Genomic DNA, 16,764 nt, shown 5'->3' on the forward strand with positions numbered 1-16,764 from the left:
CGCAGGCTTTGAATGGGCCGTAACAAAAGATTGTTTCAATTCTGAATAACAAAAACTCGCATTTGGGGTTTAAATACTGACCAATCAGCCAGCAAACATTGTTGAACAATCAAAAAGTTTCAGAATTTTCCGAAATGGTCAAAAATTTCGCGTTTCAGGGGTTGAAGATTGCGCGCAACAGGTCCATATGAACATCACTTACCGCTTGCGCCTCCTCCCATTGCGCGCGGTAAGTGTTCCCCTCTGGAGGTTTGCCTTTATGGCACCTTCATAACTTAGCCGGACTTTTTAGTCCGGCTCTTTTTTTGCCTAAATTTCAAATAGTTGCACATAATCAAAAAGCGCTGCGTAACCGCAGCGCTTCGTATAATAGCATAAATTTTCTACTCGAAAAGGCGATCAGAAAACGCAGTACTCTGACACAATCTCACGTAAAAATATCTTCCTGATGACTTTGCCGACAAACAAATCCCGCTCACGACATCAGGAAATATTCTTTCGGTCTGAGCGATAGAGTACCGCTCAGAACTGTTTTATTTAACCATATGATGCAACCGGCGGGCAAGAACAGATTAGATTTCTGTCACCACCCACATTGTCTACGCGACTGACCGGAGGCCAATATTTTGCCGTCGTATCAAAACCACCGTCGATGGCACTTGCCGGGAAAACAGCTTCCTCACGCGTGTAAGGATGTGTCCATTCTGTTGCCAGCGTATCACCTGCCGTGTGCGGAGCATTGGCAAGCGGATTGTCGTCCTTTGGCCAGACACCATTGGCAACCTTCTTCGCTTCGCCTGCAATGGCAATCATTGCATCGCAAAGACGGTCGATTTCCGACTTAGGCTCAGACTCGGTTGGCTCGATCATCAGCGTTCCGGCAACCGGCCATGACATGGTCGGTGCATGGAAGCCATAGTCGATCAGGCGCTTGGCCACGTCCTCTACGGTGATGCCTGCACTGTCTTTGAGCACGCGCGTATCAACAATGCACTCATGCGCCACACGATCATGCGCGCCGGTGTAAAGGATCGGATAAGCGTCCTTCAAACGATGCGCGATATAGTTGGCGTTGAGGATCGCAGCCTCGGTTGCCTTCTTGAGACCCGCTCCGCCCATCATGCGGATATACATCCACGTAATGACAAGAATGGATGCACTGCCAAACGGTGCTGCCGAAACTGCGTGCTTGGAACCGATATCCACATGGCCGGGAAGGTAAGGTACGAGATGCTTCGCCACGCCAATCGGACCGACACCCGGACCGCCGCCGCCATGCGGAATGCAGAAGGTCTTGTGCAGGTTCATATGGCAAACGTCAGCGCCAATATCGCAAGGACGCGCAAGGCCGACCAGTGCATTGAGGTTTGCGCCGTCGAAATATACCTGACCGCCATTGTCGTGGACGATTTCACAGAAAGCCTTGATGCCCTCTTCGAACACACCATAAGTCGACGGATAGGTGATCATGAACGCCGCAAGATTATCGCGATGCTTCTCAGCCTTGGCTTTCAGATCATCAATGTCGATATCGCCATCAGGACGGCAATTGACGACCACAACGCTCATGCCAGCCATCGAAGCGCTGGCAGGATTGGTGCCATGTGCAGAGGATGGAATAAGGCAGATGTTGCGATGACCTTCGCCGCGTGACTGGTGATAATGGCGGATTGCGAGAAGTCCCGCATATTCGCCCTGACTACCGGCATTTGGCTGGAGCGAGACACCGGCAAAGCCAGTGATTTCGCAAAGCCATGCTTCGACGTCCGACGTCATCTTGGCATAGCCAGTCGTCTGCGCAGCTGGTGCAAACGGATGCAGATTGGCAACCGTGTTCCAGCTCACAGGCATCATTTCTGCTGCCGCATTGAGCTTCATCGTGCAGGAACCAAGCGGGATCATCGCACGGTCAAGCGCCAAGTCCTTGTCGGCCAGACGACGCAGGAAGCGCATCATCTCGGTTTCTGAGCGGTGCGAATGGAACACGTCCTGTGTCAGGAAGCCTTCACCACGCCCCTTGGAAGGCACCAGCAGATCATCATTACCAACTGGCTTTGCGCCAAACAGAACGGCGAGCGCTGCAAGATCTTCCTCGGTAGAGGTTTCATCAAAGCTAACGCCGACCGTATCCGCATCGATAATGCGGAGCAGACGACCGCCCTTGTCAGCTTCGTCAGCAATGGCTTGCGCCTTGCCGGAAACCTTAATGCTCACTGTGTCGAACAGGCTGTCGCCTGCGATTTCGACGCCAGCAGCCTTGAGGCCAGTTGCAAAGCGTGACGCGAGCGTTGCGACACGCGTAGCAATCGCCTGAAGACCCGAAGGACCGTGCCAGATAGCATAAGATGCAGCCATATTGGCAAGCAATGCCTGCGCGGTACAGATGTTGGAAGTCGCCTTGTCGCGACGAATGTGCTGCTCACGCGTCTGAAGCGCCAGACGATAAGCTGCACGACCATGTGCATCGACCGACTGACCAACGATACGGCCGGGAATAATTCGCGTCAGTGGCTCTGATACTGCGAGATATGCAGCATGTGGACCACCAAAGCCCATGGCAACGCCATAACGCTGCATAGAGCCGACAGCCATGTCAGCGCCCCACTTGGCAGGCGCTTCCAGAATGGTCAGTGCCAGCGGATCGGCAACAGCGATCACCAGAGCGCCCTTGGCCTTGGCATCGGCAATGACGGCAGTAAAATCGCCATAGACGCCACGTGTATCCGGCCAAGGAACAATGACCGCAGCAGTATTATCGTCAACCGTGCTGCCAGCTTCGACCTGCCAGCCAAGTGGCTCGGCGCGAGTGTTGATAACGTCGACCGTTTGCGGATGCAAATTACCTGCCAACAGAACACGCTCACGCTTGTCACGATGATGACGAACGGCAACGCCCACAGCTTCAGCCACAGCAGTTGCTTCATCCAGCAGCGACGCACAGGCAACTGGCAGACCGGAAAGCTCGGCAACGAGCGTCTGGAAATGGAACAACAGCTCCAAGCGGCCCTGACTGATTTCCGACTGGTAAGGCGTGTAAGCCGTGTACCAGGCCGGATTTTCAAACAGGTTGCGCTGAATAACTGGCGGCGTCAGCACACCATGATAGCCCGCACCGATGAAGCTCTTCTTCACCACGTTGCGGTCCATAATTTCATTGAGCTCCGCAAGCGCTGCGTGTTCGCTCAAAGCCGCTGGCAGATCAAGCGCGCGGTTGAGGCGAATAGATGCCGGAACAGCCTGCGTGATCAGTGTTTCCATGGAAGGAAGACCGAGCGCTGCAAGCATTGCACGCTCGTCTTCTACGCGTGGCCCGATATGACGGGCAAAAAAGGGGAGAACCTGTTGCGTCATCTGATTATCCTACGAGTTTGTCGTAACCAGCCTTGTCGAGAAGTCCCGAAAGCTGGCCTTCATCGGAAAGCTTGAGCTTGAACAGCCAGCCTTCGCCTTCTGCAGCCTGATTGATGAGAGCCGGATCGCTGGAAACGGCGTCGTTAACTTCAACCACTTCGCCATCGACCGGAGCATAAACGTCGGAAGCGGCCTTGACCGATTCAACAACGACGATGCCTTCGCCCTTGGAAACGGTGCGACCGACTTCCGGCAGATCTACGAATACGAGGTCGCCCAGCTGTTCCTGTGCGTGGATTGTGATGCCGACGGTGGCAACGCCACCTTCGACGCTGATCCACTCATGATCTTCGGTGAACAGGATATTGGCCATGGAAATCATCCTTTGCGATAGCGATGCGGTGTGAAGGGAAGCGCATGAACATCAACGGGAACCTTGTTACCGCGGACGTCAGCGAAAATGCGGGTACCGGGGACTGCGAGGCTTGCCTCGACATAACCCATAGCAACCGGGAAACCTGCGGATGGGCCGAAGCCACCCGATGTGACGGTGCCGATCTGAAAACCGGATTCGTCGAAAAGTTCTGCGCCGCCGCGAACCGGCTGACGGCCTTCTGGCTTCAGGCCAACGCGCTTGGCGGTTGCACCCTTGGAGATCGCGTCTAGCACAGCTTCGGCGCCATTGAAGGCAGCCTTTTCACGCACGGGTTTGGTGATTGCCCATGTGAGGCCAGCCGAAACCGGATCGGTTTCCGGCGTAATATCCTGACCGTGCAGGCAAAGACCCGCTTCAAGGCGTAAGGAATCGCGGGCAGCAAGACCGATCCATTCGACGCGTTCGTCAGCCAGAACCTTGGTTGCGAGCGCGCGCGCCTCATCGGCAGGCAAGCCAACTTCAAAACCATCTTCGCCGGTATAGCCCGAACGGGTCATGAACCAGTTGGGATTAGGCTCAAAGCCGCTCATAAAGCCGAGCTCTGCACCTTTAAGGCCGGCATCGGTAATGACGCTTTCGGCTTCCGGACCCTGAATGGCCAGAAAAACGCGATCCAGTGGATTGACCGTTACATCCTTGCCAGATGCTGCTTCATTGAGATGCTCAATATCGGCAACAGCGTTGCCCGCATTGGCAACGACCATAAAACGGTCTTCGCCAAGGCGCGTGACGATAAGATCATCAAGAACGCCGCCTTGGTCATTGAGAAAGAAAGTATATTTCGACTGGCCGGTTTTCAGAACCGAAGGATCAAGCGGACAGGTTTCACTCAACAACGCAATTGCATCTGCGCCCGAAACTTCAATTAGCTTCATGTGTGAAATATCGAAAAGACCGACATGCCCACGCGTATGAAGATGCTCTTTCATCACGCCAAGCGGATAAGTGATCGGCATGTTCCAGCCGGCAAAACCGCCAAAGCGTGCGCCAGCTTCTTCATGCAGATCCTGCAAAGGCAGGGTATTCAAGTGTGCGGTATCGCCCATAACAACTCCAGAGTCGCACGTGTGCCTCCGCAAAATGCGGTTGCTTCGTGCCCCTCTGTCTCAGGCCTGAGAGACTCGCATAGCTATAAAGCTATACTTACACCTTCGGCGCGGAGTTTCCCCCGACTTTCCAGAGTTGCCTTACCCATCTGCGGTTCATGATACCTGAGAGATTTCGGGCGATTTCCCCTTCGGTGGCCAGCTTGCGCCAGCTCTCTCCCGCAGACAAACAGTGACAGAACAATCTCGTAAAACGCAATGCTCCACCACACGACAAGATTCGTTTATCTTAATCCGCTTTGGGAGTCATGCAGAATTGTTGTCTTCAACCGACAATTACCCGGAATTTTGCGACAAAATTTTTATGCGCAACAGTCACCAAATATGGTGATTTGTCTGTTGCGAACAGAGATTGTGATCACAAAATGACCAAGCTGCGCAAAAGGCGTGCAATCGACAGGCTGAATTGCACAGCAGCTATGCAAATCTGTCTCTGCAAGTTTCAAAGCAACCAGCCTATATGCTGTTTGCAACAAAGAGATTTGATTTTTACTAGGTGAGAGAAATGAACCTGATCCGCTCGTACAACAACTGGCGCCGTTACCGCAACACAGTCAACGAACTGAGCCGCCTGAGCCAGCGTGAACTCAACGACCTTGGCATCATGCCTTCGGAAATTCCGTTCGTAGCACGCAAGGCTGCTGCTCGCTAAGAGCACCAAAAAGGCTTCTGCCTTTATCTGGACCGCCTCCCAAAAAATAGTGCGGTCTTTACAGTTTCCAGAGTTTTCACCGGGGTGTTCCCTCCTCCCATTTTCCTCGGTGATATAAAGACCGGCATTCCTCCTCCCAAGCCGGTCTTACCCTAAATGACACCCGCCGCTCCTCCCGCGGTGGGTGTTATTTTTTGTGCATTTCACTGCGCAGAAAGCACTGCTTTTTCTCGGCCCAGACGATCAATCAGTATCGAACCAGCAAAGACTAGCAATCCTGCCAAAGCCAGGAAACCGCCGACCGTTCCGGTTGAAGTCCAGCCATAGCCCCAGGCGATTGCAAGTCCGCCGAGCCATGCGCCCAACGCATTCGCAAGATTAAGCGCAGAATGGTTCAAAGCGGCGGCGAGTGTTTGCGCATCAGCCGCAACATCCATCAGACGGGTTTGCAGAGCGGGAACGAGCGCAAAACCACCCCCTACCAGAAGCACACTTAAGAATGCAGTTGCTGGATGCTGCATCAACGTGGGGAATGCAAACATCACGGCCATATCATAAAGCAGCACCCCGCCAATCGTCCCCATAACAGAGCGGTCCGTGAGTTTAGAGCCGACAATATTGCCAAGCACCATCCCAAGACCGAACATCACGAAGACAATCGGCATCCATTTCGCATCGATAAGCGAGACTTGTGTCACTGTTGCCGCGACATAGGAGAATACCGAAAACAATCCACCAGTGCCGACAGCACCAATCGCAAGCGTGAGAAGCACCTGCTTACGCCGCAAAGCTCCAAGCTCGCGCAAAGGTGATGCGCCCTCTTCCGCTGGTCGTTTGGGGACAAAAATCATGACCATAACCATGGTCAGAATAGCAATCAGACCAACTGCCGCAAACATAGCGCGCCATCCGGCAATCTGGCCGAGCCATGTTGCAAGTGGGGTACCGACAAGTGTTGCAACAGTCAGGCCGGACATAACACGACCGACAGCCTGTGCGCGCTTTCCTGGCTCAGCTAACGAGGCTGCAACCAGCGAAGCAACACCAAAATATGCACCATGCGGAAAACCCGCGATAAAGCGCATGAAATAAAGACTGGTGTAATTCTGCATAAATGCACTGGCGAGATTGCCAAATGCAAACATCGCCATGAAAAGAAAGAGCAGCTTTCGACGATCAAGCTTTGCACCAATAATGGCAAGAACGGGCGCGCCTATCAAAACGCCCAGTGCATAAGAACTGATCAGGTGACCTGCCGATGGCATATCGACATGAAGGTCGCGTGCAATATCCGGCAGAAGTGCCATAATTGCGAATTCTCCGGTGCCAATACCGAAGCCGCCGAGAGCGAGTGCCAGCTCCGCCAGTCGCTCAGGCGAGCGTGACGACGTTTTCGGCGATAAAGCCGAAGTCTGATTCTTTGACATAAATGGGCCTGAAGGGAGTGGAGGATGTCGGATAATCTTACCATCCCTCTCAGGCAAAGGCGATACGCTTTATTGTAACAAGCACGCGAGAAAACAGCTTTACTTCGCCGCTACAACTTCGATCTCAACCTTAAATTCTTCGCGGGTAAATCCGGAGACAATCATTAACGTCGACGCCGGTGCTGGCTGAGGGAAAAGCCGGTCACGTACATCCATATAAGCGCGCATATAAGAACGATCTGTCACATAGGCGTTGATGCGCACGACATTGGAAAAATCCATGTCGCCATCGCGCAGGATACGCCGAATATTCTCAAAGCAAAGCTCAGCCTGCGCACCTGCATCTTCCGGCACACTGCCATCGGCTGCAACCCCAAGCTGGCCGGAACAAAACACCAGTTCCGCACCCGCACGCACCTTCACGCCATGACTATAGGCAGCGAACGGGGCCGCCATATCTTGTGGCAGCAAATGTTTCAAAGTGGTCATATTATACCTTACTGTTTTGGAGCGCTTGCCAGCAGCTCTTTCAGGCGCGCGCTGCCTGATGCAATATCGTCTTCGGTCGGGCTGATGCCTGCCGCAAGAAGCCGTCGCGAAATCATGTGATCTGCCGGACGATTGATAGAATCGACCGCAATCAGCCTGTCGCCTGCAAAATGAAACACCGAGAAGGCATTGTCTTCGAGGTTGCCTGACAGGATATGCCGGTCGGCATCGAAGGAAAGCCCCGCCGTCTGCAATTTCATATCGCCCTGATCGGACCAGAACCATGCAACTTCGCGGAAGGGAGTTGCTCGTCCGACAATTGCACGCGCAACATGCTTGGCCTGATCGGTTGCATTCTGCACCGATTCAAGACGCACGCGACGACCGGCGTGGAAATGCTCATAGCTGACGCAATCGCCAATCGCATAAACATGCTCGCTCGAAGCGCGCGTATGCTGGTCAACCACGATGCCATTATCAATTAAAAGACCAGCTTCCGCAGCCAGTTCGACATTTGGTACCGCACCTGTCCCGAGCACGACCATGTCTGCCGGAAACAGTGTACCATCGGAAGTTCTGACCGCTTTCACACGGCCATTTTCACCTTCAATTGCTTCAACACCCAGGCCCGTCAGAAGTGTCATTCCAGCGGCACGGCTGCGTGCTTCAACATGAGCGGAAATATGTGTGGCAACCGAGCGGCCCAGCACGCGTGGTGCTGCCTCAATCAGCACGGTCTTTTTGCCAAGAGCCAGCGCGCTATGCGCCATTTCAAGGCCAATAAATCCGCCGCCAATAATGACGACATTTTCAACATTCGGCATTTTGTCAGCAATGCGCCGCGCATCATCGACCCGACGCAACGTTACCACGCCGTCAAGATCAACGCCCGGCATATCGGGAATGCGGGCGCGTGCGCCGGTCGCAAACACCAATTCCGACCAGCCAAGCGTGCTGCCATCGTTAAGCGTAACGGTTTTGTCAGCAACAGAAACGCTACTCACACGCTGGCCGAACCGCATCTGAATATTGTTGTCGCGATAGGCGCTTTCCGGGCGCAGCACGAGAATGCCTGCTTCGGGCGCTTTGAGATAGGACTTGGACAGCGGCGGCTTATGATAGGGAATACTGACCTCGTCATTAATGAGTACGATTTCGCCCGCATAGCCTTCCTGCCTTAGGCTGATTGCGGCCTGCGAACCGGCATGGCCCGCACCAATAATAATACATCTCTCGTCCATGGCACCTCCGGAATTTTCCCACGCATCATAACCATGTGGCGGGCTGTCGCGTGGCGAATTCGTCACGGATTCACACCTTAATTGCATGCATGCTCAACTTTTTAAACATTTAGTTTGACCGATCGGTCAGATTGTTTAGTAGGAGACTCTAACTCCTCCCCCATTTCTTTAGGAGCGGCCATCGTGAAACGATATTGGTCAGATTATACGAGCGAAGCGTTCTCACGCCTTGAGCGCGATAAGATCTTGGCAATTCTGCCTGTTGGCGCTATCGAGCAGCACGGTCCTCATCTGCCGGTTGCCGTCGATGCAGCCATCGTTGACGGAATGGTCAAGGAAACCATTGCCCGCCTGCCTGATGAAAGCCATGCACTGTTTCTGCCGACACAGGCCATCGGCAAGAGCAATGAGCATAGCCGCTACCCCGGATCTCTGACTTTTTCGGCAGAAACAATCATTCGCATGTGGTACGAAATTGGTGCCTGCGTTGCAGCCAGCGGCGTGCGCAAGATGGTACTTTTGAACAGCCATGGCGGCCAGATCAGTATTATGGATATTGTCGCGCGCGAGCTGCGCATCCGGCACAACATGATGGTGGTGAGCGTTAACTGGTTTGCACTTGGTATGCCCGAGGGCGTTTATAGCGAACACGATCTCAAGCATGGAATTCATGCTGGCGACATGGAAACATCTGTCATGCTTGAACTACACCCCGATCTTGTTGATATGTCGAAAGCACAAAATTTCCATACACTTACGGAAGTTTTTGAAAGCGATTTCAAGCATCTTTCATTGAGCGGTGGCGCAAAACCGGCATGGCAGATGCAGGATATAAATCCTTCTGGCGCGGCGGGTAATGCAACGCTTGCCACCGCTGAAAAGGGACGCAAAACCATCGATTTTGCGGCAGAACGGCTGGTCGAAGTGCTTGCCGAGATCGAACGAGCGCCGCTCTCGTGGCTTGACAACCAACCAGCCTGGTAAGGACGTGAGCGTGGCCCCCAACTCGCAAACCGCATCTCCCCTGATCAATATCGACAGCGTCTACAAGCAATATGGCACTGGCGTGATGGCCGTGAGCGACATGTCGCTCAAGATCGAACAAGGTCAGTTCGTAAGTTTTCTCGGTCCATCGGGTTGCGGCAAGAGCACGGCACTGCGCATGATTGCCGGGCTTGAATCGATTTCTGCAGGCCAGATTCATGTCAACGGCCATGCACCCGGTAAAGGTACATTGGGCGCACAGGATATTGGCTTTGTGTTTCAGGAGCCGACGCTGATGCCTTGGGCCAGCGTGTTTGATAATGTCTATCTGCCCTTGCGCCTTTCGGGCATGTCGCGAAAAGAAGCCACGCCCCGCGTCGAAGAAGTGCTGACACAGGTCGGCCTTTCGCGCTTTGCCAGCGCCTTTCCGCGTGAACTCTCTGGCGGCATGAAAATGCGCGTTTCGATTGCGCGTGCTCTGGTCACGCGTCCCCGGCTTTTGCTGATGGACGAGCCCTTCGCTGCGCTCGACGAGATGACCCGTTTCAAGCTCAACAATGACGTTTTGCGGCTTTGGCGCGAACATGGCCTGACGGTCATTTTCGTGACCCACAGCATTTATGAGTCCGTCTATCTCTCAAACCGCGTCATCGTCATGGCTGCGCGCCCGGGCCGTGTGGTGGCTGATATTGCCATTGAAGGCAATTATCCGCGTGCTGAAAATTACCGGACCACCGAAGCTTACGCGAAATATTGCGCAGAAGTCTCCGACACGCTGACGGCGACGCTCTCGTCCGAAGACATCGATCATTGAGGACGCGGAAATGAACCAGATTCAAAACGAACTGCCTGTTCTCAATTCCGAACAACACCGCCTTGCCCGCCGCGAGCGCAATCTGCGCATCCTCTTGCCAACATTTGCGATCATCGTGGCACTTGGCATATGGGAAGGTCTGGTGCGCTTTTATGAAGTGCCGCATTACCTGATACCGGCACCATCGCTGATTGCCGAAACCCTGGTGAAGGATGGACCGTCACTGATGACGTCCATGGGGTTCACAATCAAACTCACGCTGATTTCGCTGCTCTGTGCGATTGTCGGCGGCGTCCTGCTTGGCATGGTGTTTGCTCTGTCGCGCCCGATTGAAATGGCGTTTTTTCCCTTTGCGGTTATCCTTCAGGTAACGCCGGTAATCGCCATCGCACCGCTAATACTGATCTATGTGCGCGATACGTTTTCCGCACTGCTGATTTGCGCATGGATAGTTGCCTTCTTCCCGATCTTGTCGAACACTGTCATCGGCCTGCGAAGTGCCGATCATAATCTGCGCGATCTCTTCAAGCTTTATCGCGCCTCGCCCTGGCAGCGGCTGCGCTATCTGCTTGCACCAAGCGCTCTGCCTTACTTCATGGCAGCGCTCAAAATCGCAGGTGGTCTGTCGCTGATTGGTGCTGTGGTGGCAGAATTTGTTGCAGGCAGCGCTGGTCAGAGTACAGGTCTTGCCTCACGTATACTAGAATCAAGTTTCCGCAATGAAATCCCGCGCATGTTTGCGGCCTTGTTCCTCGTTTCGCTCTTAGGCGTGGTGATTTTTCTGATCACTAGCTGGCTGTCGCGCCTTGTTCTCGGACGCTGGCATGAAAGCGAGATTCGCCGTGAGCGATAAGATGTTGAAGGGCGTCGCTATCGCTGGCATGAACGGTCATCACGACATCAGCATCGAAGCTGGGCGCATTGCCTCAATCACGCCTTCACAGGCAACGAATGGTGGCTTTATCACGCCGCTTCTCGCCGATGTGCATGTGCATCTCGACAAGACATTTACCATAGGCCGCATTGCTGAGCGTAGCAGCGCAAAGGTCGAATGCTTGTTTGATGCCATTGATCTGATGAATGCGGACCGCCAAAACTGGAGCGCCGACGATATTCGCAGCCGCGCGACACGCGGCTTAGAAGCTGCCTTTGCGCGAGGTGTCGGCGCGATGCGCACGCATGTCGATTGGACCCTGCCGGAAGTGCCGACCGCATGGCCTATACTCAATGAGTTGCGTGAGGAATGGAAAGATCGAATTGATCTTCAACTTGCAGCCCTCATTCATGGCGATCTGGTGCTTGATGCTGGCAACGACATTGCCAAGCATGTTGCAAAAGATGGCGGTGTGCTCGGCGCGTTCTTTTATCGCAACGCCGATCTTGAAACCAAAATTGAAGAAATGTTCCGCCTAGCGTTTCAATATGATCTCGATCTCGACTTCCATATCGATGAAGGTCTGGAGATTGAAGCGGACGGCTTTTCACTAATCGTCGATGCCACCAAACGGCATAAGATGGGCGGACGTGTGCTTTGTGGCCATGCATGTTCATTGTCATTGCGTACACCGGATGAGCTAAAACGTATTCTTGATGCAGCCGCTGAGGCGGGCACGGCTCTGGTTTCGCTGCCAACCTCCAATCTCTATCTGCAAGACAGGCTTGGTGGAAAGTCGCCACGCCTGCGTGGTGTAGCGCCCCTCAAAGAAGCGCGTGTGGCTGGCATAGATGTCATACTCGGGTCTGACAATGTGCGAGACGCTTTCTATCCTTATGGCGACTATGATCCGCTTGCGATCCTTCGCCTCGCAGCACCCGTCTGTCACCTTGAGCCGGAAGACTGGCTCGACAGCGTCACAACCCTGCCCGCCCATATTATGCGAAGCGAGCGCGTTCAACCGCTGCAAGCAGGCGGGCCTGCAAACTTCATCTGGCATGACGCTACAGACATCAATGACCTCATCAGCCGTCCGCAGGCGCGTCGCGTCATCTGGCGCGATGGCAAACAAGTTTAATCGGAGAACCCCATGAATTCTGTCGCACCACAGCGCATCTATGACTGGGCCGCGTTTCGCGCCGAAATCGAAGGTATCCGCATTTATGACGACCCCAAGCAGGTCGAGCTGCGGTCCCGCGATTATTTCTGGTATAGCCCGATCCTGACGGAAGACATCGGCCATTATTTGGGCGATCTCGTTGTTATCCCAAAAGATCAGGATGAAGTACGCCGCGTGGCAGCAGCTGCTGCGAAGCTGCGTATCCCCATCACCGTGCGCGGTGGTGGCACCGGCAATTATGGTCAGTGCGTTCCGCTCGAAGGCGGTGTTATTCTCGATATGACAAAGATCGACCGCATCATCGCAATCGAACCGGGCAAGGTTCGCGTTGAAGGTGGCGCACGTATTTCGCGCCTTGATGATGCAGCACGCGAAACGGGTCAGGAACTTTTGATGTATCCCTCCACCCGTCGTATCGCCACCATTGGTGGCTTTTTCTCCGGCGGTTCGGGCGGCATTGGTTCCCTGCGTCATGGAATGTTGCGCGACGACGGCAATGTCTATTCCGTCAAGGTTCTGACGGTTGAACCCGAGCCTAAAATCATTGAGCTTACCGGCCGCGATATTCACAAGGTCCAGCATGCTTATGGCACAAATGGCATCATTCTGGAGCTCGAAATTGGCCTGACGAAGGCAACAGAATGGGTACATACTGCAGCATTATTCGATAGTTATGAGGCAACGCTAAAATTCTGCCTTAAGGCGCTTGAAGAAAACCTCGATTGCTACCTTCTCACAACAGTCGATCGTCGCTTTGCGCGTTTCTATATCAAGTTTGGTGATCTGTTTCCATCCGACAAGGATGCAGTCTTTGCCATGATTGCGCCGGGAGAAGTGGCGCGTTTTGAAAGCCTCGCCACCGAATTTGGCGGAAGAGTTTCTTTCTCAAAAACGCTCGAAGAACTGCACAAGGCAGGGCTACAGCCCGCCTATGAATGCGGCTGGAACCACACCACCTTGCAGGCTCTGAAAGCTGAACCGGGGTGGACCTATCTGCAAGTTGCCTATCCCCGCCCCTTCGACATTGATGTGGTGACGCGCCAGATTGCACGTTATGGCGAGACGCAATATATTCATCACGAAATGGCACGCCTTGAAGGCGAAGTGCAGATTTTCGCGCTCCCGCTGGTGCGCTTTGAAGATCGTGAGGCGATGTATCGTCTGATCGAAGAACTTGAACAGGTCGACGGTTGCGACATCTACGATCCTCATGCCTACACCATCGAGGATGGCGGCATGAAGGAAATTGACAGCGTTCAGATCGAGTTCAAAAAACAGGCTGATCCTTATGGCTTGCTCAACCCAGGCAAAACCCGCGGCTGGACAGCCGACATGGTAGTAAAAGACTAATCAAAGGGAACCAAAATGAAAAAAACACTCGTTGCGGCATTGGCTGCAGTTTCGCTCGGCCTTTCCGCACAGATGGCCTATGCGCTCGATAAGGTAACGCTCGGCACCAACTGGCTGGCACAGGCCGGTCATGGCGGCTTTTATCAGGCTATTGCTGACGGCACTTATCAAAAACACGGTCTTGATGTGACCATCGAAATGGGTGGACCGCAGGTCAATAACCGCCCGATGCTTGCCGCAGGTCGTCTCGATTTTCTGCTGACCGGCAATCTTCTGCTGTCATTCAACAATGTCGCCAATGGCGTGCCGACAACGGTTGTGGCTGCTTTCTATCAGAAAGACCCGCAGGCGCTCATGGCGCATGAAGGCGAATACAAAGATTTTAAAGACCTAACCAATGCGCAAACGATCTTGATCTCCAAAGACGGTCAGTTCTCGTTCTGGCCATGGCTCGTTAAGGAATTTGGTTTCAAGGATGAGCAGCTTCGCCCTTATGGTTATAGCCTCGCACAATTTCTGAGCGACAAGAAAACCGTACAGCAGGCCTATGCTACCGCCGAACCACTTTATGCCGAAAAGGAAGGCGCTAAGGTTACAACTTTCCTACTTGCTGATCAGGGCTTCAACACCTATGCCAATACGATTGAAACACGGCAAAAGCTGATTGAAGAAAACCCGGAACTGGTACAGCGTTTTGTAACGGCCTCCATCGAAGGTTGGAACAACTTCCTCTATGGCGACAACAGCAAAGCCTATGAGCTGATCCTCAAAGACAATGCGGATATGACCAAGGAAACGCTGGACGCTGAACTTGCTCGCATCAAGGAATTGCAACTGATCGATAGTGGCAACACACTCGAAAAGGGTATCGGTGCCATCGACATGAAGCGCGTGAAAGAGTTTTACGAACTTGCACGCAAGGCGGGCATTGTCAGCGGTGACGAACTCGACATGAGCAAAGTTGCAACCGATGCCTTCGTGAATAAGGGCGCAGGTCTCGACATTAAGAAGCAACTGGGCCAGTAAACGCCTTTAAACTAGCGGCGGTCAAATATGACAATCCACAAAGGGAATGACGATAACGAACTGACCGGACGAGACAAAGTTCTCGGCCGCCGGCGTCGCATTCTCGGCGCGATCCGCACCGCCGCTATTGATGAATTTGCCGAAAAGGGGCTTGTCGGCGCATCAACGCAAGGTATCGCGCATCGCGCCGGCCTCACAAAGCCGCAACTTCACTACTATATTTCCAGCAAAGAAGAGCTTTACGAAGATATTATCGTTTTCATTCTTGATGAATGGGAAGAAATCTTCCTCGGTGCCAGCACCGAGGAAGATCCGGCCAAGGTGATCCGGCAATATATCCACGCCAAGCTTTTATACAGCCAGAAAAATCCGAAGGCTTCGCGGCTTTTCACCACCGAAATTGCCAATGGTGCGCCCTATCTTAGCCGCCACTGGGCGAAGCATGTCAGCGCCACCCATAATGCGGTGAAGCTTATCCAGTCATGGGTTGATGACGGCCGCATAAAGCCTGTCGATCCGCTGCTGTTCCAGATGCATATCTGGGCGGTTACGCAACATTATGCGGATTTCGAAACGCAGGTCCGCAGCATGATGAAACTTACTAAAGACGACCCGCTTGACCTCGAACGCATCGAGAAAGAAGTCTCATCGCTGTTCCTGCGGGCCTGTGGTCTGGAATAAGCTTGATTTGAAATAGAAAGGAGCAGGTTCCTCCCCAAGAACCTGCTCCCGAATGCATCGCCCCCCGCCAAGGTGGTCGATGCTATAGCTATATCTCCCAAGACAAAGTCTCTCACAGCTTGAAAAAGATATATCTGATCTAAAGCAACTTTAACGCACGTTAGCGCTAATTTGCAACCTCATTCTTGCGGGACATTTCTCAATTTTTAAGATCAAACGCAACGCATAAAACAACGAAAAAGCCCGGATCTAAAACCGGGCTTTAACAATTATTTGAAAACTTTATTCAGCTAGCCATTCCTTGATACGGTCAGGATTGTCGGCAATATATTTGTCGACAGCCTTTTCATAAGAAGTTTCCTGAGCGTCGAACATTGCAGTTTCAAGCTCATCAATCGGAATGCTCATCTTGGCGAGGAATGCCGCAGCTTTCGGATTGTCTTCCTTGAAACCCTTGCGTGCAATGGCATCAACATGTTCTGCGCCGCCCAATGCACCTTCCGGATCAGCAATATAGCGCAGCTTGTATTTGCCAAACATCCAATGCGGGCTCCATGAGGTGGCAACAAACCAGCCATCGGAACGTGTCGCACGGTCAACTGTTGTCAGCATTGCCGCTTCACTGGAGATGTTGAGCTTGTAATCAAGGCCGTATTTCTTGATTGCTTCTTCCGACAAACGGGTAAGGCCCGCGCCCGGATCAATGCCCTGAATCTCGCCCTTCAGTTTTTCGCGAACTTCCGGCTTTTTGAGGTCTTCAATCGAACTGATTTCGCTCTCAGGAATGTAATCCGGAACGATCCAGCCGAGCTTTGCACCTTCATAAAGCGGTCCGAGGTTTTCGACCTTGTCTTCGACACGCTTGTAATAATCAGCATGTGTTTCCGGCAACCAGGCCATCATCATCGCGTCAATATCACCACGGCTTACGCCCTGATAAAGAGGCGCAACATCTGTCTGAACCAACTCAACCTTCTGGCCGAGATTGTCCTGAATAATCTTTGCAGCAAGCTTGGTCACAAATTCTGCGTCGGACCATGGGGCCCAGCCGATTTTCACGGTATTGCTATCCTGAGCGAAAGCTGCTCCTGCACTCATGCTGCCTGCAACGAGGGCCGCGAGGCCGATTTTGGTCAGTTTACCTAACATAGCT

General features: G+C 53.1%; 15 protein-coding genes and 1 riboswitch. Of the genes, 8 read left to right on the forward strand and 7 right to left on the reverse strand.

Translation table 11 applies throughout. From position 1 onward, the window contains the following. Window positions 1-537: 537 nt before the first annotated feature. From gcvP to gcvT, 3 genes are read right to left on the reverse strand one after another with little or no spacing between them, the layout of a single operon-like run. Window positions 538-3,351 carry an aminomethyl-transferring glycine dehydrogenase gene (gene gcvP, locus CEV31_RS15325; protein ID WP_094508048.1) on the reverse strand — a complete coding sequence of 938 codons (2,814 nt, stop codon included), beginning with the start codon at window positions 3,349-3,351 and terminating at the stop codon, window positions 538-540. 4 nt (window positions 3,352-3,355) lie between these two features. After that, window positions 3,356-3,724: a glycine cleavage system protein GcvH gene (gcvH, locus tag CEV31_RS15330; protein WP_007879538.1), complete on the reverse strand. Its 369-nt coding sequence runs from the start codon at window positions 3,722-3,724 to the stop codon at window positions 3,356-3,358. 5 nt (window positions 3,725-3,729) lie between these two features. Beyond that, a complete protein-coding gene (gene gcvT, locus CEV31_RS15335) occupies window positions 3,730-4,833 on the reverse strand; it encodes a glycine cleavage system aminomethyltransferase GcvT (RefSeq protein ID WP_094508050.1) in 1,104 nt (367 codons plus the stop codon). A gap of 142 nt (window positions 4,834-4,975) precedes the next feature. After that, a riboswitch (glycine riboswitch) is annotated at window positions 4,976-5,065 on the reverse strand. A 333-nt stretch (window positions 5,066-5,398) separates the two neighbouring features. Between gcvT and CEV31_RS15340 the strand changes: the two genes are divergently transcribed. Further along, complete coding sequence (locus CEV31_RS15340) at window positions 5,399-5,545, forward strand: DUF1127 domain-containing protein (protein ID WP_094508052.1); 147 nt, start codon at window positions 5,399-5,401, stop codon at window positions 5,543-5,545. A 203-nt stretch (window positions 5,546-5,748) separates the two neighbouring features. Here the strand turns inward: CEV31_RS15340 and CEV31_RS15345 are convergent, their stop codons facing one another. The 3 genes from CEV31_RS15345 to CEV31_RS15355 all read right to left on the reverse strand — a co-directional run bounded on the left by CEV31_RS15345 (window position 5,749) and on the right by CEV31_RS15355 (window position 8,702). Next, a complete protein-coding gene (locus CEV31_RS15345) occupies window positions 5,749-6,972 on the reverse strand; it encodes an MFS transporter (RefSeq protein WP_094508054.1) in 1,224 nt (407 codons plus the stop codon). Window positions 6,973-7,071: 99 nt separating this feature from the next. Then, on the reverse strand, window positions 7,072-7,461 hold the full coding sequence (locus CEV31_RS15350; RefSeq protein ID WP_094508056.1) for a RidA family protein: 390 nt from the start codon (window positions 7,459-7,461) through the stop codon (window positions 7,072-7,074). An 8-nt stretch (window positions 7,462-7,469) separates the two neighbouring features. After that, window positions 7,470-8,702, reverse strand: coding sequence for an NAD(P)/FAD-dependent oxidoreductase (locus CEV31_RS15355; protein ID WP_094508588.1), 1,233 nt, complete (start codon window positions 8,700-8,702; stop codon window positions 7,470-7,472). A 183-nt stretch (window positions 8,703-8,885) separates the two neighbouring features. Here CEV31_RS15355 and CEV31_RS15360 point away from each other — a divergent pair, with 183 nt between their 5' ends. Genes CEV31_RS15360 through CEV31_RS15390 form a run of 7 tightly spaced genes read left to right on the forward strand, consistent with a single transcriptional unit; the run spans window position 8,886 to window position 15,611 of the window. Beyond that, window positions 8,886-9,686: a creatininase family protein gene (locus CEV31_RS15360; RefSeq protein ID WP_094508058.1), complete on the forward strand. Its 801-nt coding sequence runs from the start codon at window positions 8,886-8,888 to the stop codon at window positions 9,684-9,686. Between the two features lie 4 nt (window positions 9,687-9,690). Next, window positions 9,691-10,500: an ABC transporter ATP-binding protein gene (locus CEV31_RS15365; RefSeq protein WP_094508590.1), complete on the forward strand. Its 810-nt coding sequence runs from the start codon at window positions 9,691-9,693 to the stop codon at window positions 10,498-10,500. Between the two features lie 10 nt (window positions 10,501-10,510). After that, window positions 10,511-11,353 carry an ABC transporter permease gene (locus tag CEV31_RS15370; RefSeq protein WP_210190932.1) on the forward strand — a complete coding sequence of 281 codons (843 nt, stop codon included), beginning with the start codon at window positions 10,511-10,513 and terminating at the stop codon, window positions 11,351-11,353. Beyond that, on the forward strand, window positions 11,325-12,512 hold the full coding sequence (locus CEV31_RS15375) for an amidohydrolase family protein (RefSeq protein ID WP_235818122.1): 1,188 nt from the start codon (window positions 11,325-11,327) through the stop codon (window positions 12,510-12,512). The genes CEV31_RS15370 and CEV31_RS15375 overlap by 29 nt, the downstream gene beginning before the upstream one ends. 12 nt (window positions 12,513-12,524) lie before the next feature. Then, complete coding sequence (locus CEV31_RS15380; RefSeq protein ID WP_094508062.1) at window positions 12,525-13,904, forward strand: FAD-binding oxidoreductase; 1,380 nt, start codon at window positions 12,525-12,527, stop codon at window positions 13,902-13,904. A gap of 15 nt (window positions 13,905-13,919) precedes the next feature. Continuing rightward, complete coding sequence (locus CEV31_RS15385) at window positions 13,920-14,930, forward strand: ABC transporter substrate-binding protein (RefSeq protein WP_094508064.1); 1,011 nt, start codon at window positions 13,920-13,922, stop codon at window positions 14,928-14,930. Between the two features lie 27 nt (window positions 14,931-14,957). Beyond that, window positions 14,958-15,611, forward strand: a complete 654-nt coding sequence (locus tag CEV31_RS15390; RefSeq protein WP_094508066.1) for a TetR family transcriptional regulator C-terminal domain-containing protein — start codon at window positions 14,958-14,960, stop codon at window positions 15,609-15,611. Window positions 15,612-15,893: 282 nt separating this feature from the next. On the opposite strand, the gene CEV31_RS15395 is transcribed toward CEV31_RS15390, so the two are convergent. Then, a complete protein-coding gene (locus tag CEV31_RS15395; RefSeq protein ID WP_094508594.1) occupies window positions 15,894-16,760 on the reverse strand; it encodes a glycine betaine ABC transporter substrate-binding protein in 867 nt (288 codons plus the stop codon). Between the last annotated feature and the right edge of the window lie 4 nt (window positions 16,761-16,764).

Origin of the sequence: Brucella thiophenivorans, from assembly GCF_002252445.1 — a bacterium.
Lineage (GTDB): Bacteria > Pseudomonadota > Alphaproteobacteria > Rhizobiales > Rhizobiaceae > Brucella > Brucella thiophenivorans.

Coding starts and splice junctions, on each gene's coding strand:
- gcvP (WP_094508048.1), bottom strand. CDS start 3,351: ATGACGCAACAGGTTCTCCCCTTTTTTGCCCGTCATATCGGGCCACGC.
- gcvH (WP_007879538.1), bottom strand. CDS start 3,724: ATGGCCAATATCCTGTTCACCGAAGATCATGAGTGGATCAGCGTCGAA.
- gcvT (WP_094508050.1), bottom strand. CDS start 4,833: ATGGGCGATACCGCACACTTGAATACCCTGCCTTTGCAGGATCTGCAT.
- CEV31_RS15340 (WP_094508052.1), top strand. CDS start 5,399: ATGAACCTGATCCGCTCGTACAACAACTGGCGCCGTTACCGCAACACA.
- CEV31_RS15345 (WP_094508054.1), bottom strand. CDS start 6,972: ATGTCAAAGAATCAGACTTCGGCTTTATCGCCGAAAACGTCGTCACGC.
- CEV31_RS15350 (WP_094508056.1), bottom strand. CDS start 7,461: ATGACCACTTTGAAACATTTGCTGCCACAAGATATGGCGGCCCCGTTC.
- CEV31_RS15355 (WP_094508588.1), bottom strand. CDS start 8,702: ATGGACGAGAGATGTATTATTATTGGTGCGGGCCATGCCGGTTCGCAG.
- CEV31_RS15370 (WP_210190932.1), top strand. CDS start 10,511: ATGAACCAGATTCAAAACGAACTGCCTGTTCTCAATTCCGAACAACAC.
- CEV31_RS15375 (WP_235818122.1), top strand. CDS start 11,325: ATGAAAGCGAGATTCGCCGTGAGCGATAAGATGTTGAAGGGCGTCGCT.
- CEV31_RS15380 (WP_094508062.1), top strand. CDS start 12,525: ATGAATTCTGTCGCACCACAGCGCATCTATGACTGGGCCGCGTTTCGC.
- CEV31_RS15385 (WP_094508064.1), top strand. CDS start 13,920: ATGAAAAAAACACTCGTTGCGGCATTGGCTGCAGTTTCGCTCGGCCTT.
- CEV31_RS15390 (WP_094508066.1), top strand. CDS start 14,958: ATGACAATCCACAAAGGGAATGACGATAACGAACTGACCGGACGAGAC.
- CEV31_RS15395 (WP_094508594.1), bottom strand. CDS start 16,760: ATGTTAGGTAAACTGACCAAAATCGGCCTCGCGGCCCTCGTTGCAGGC.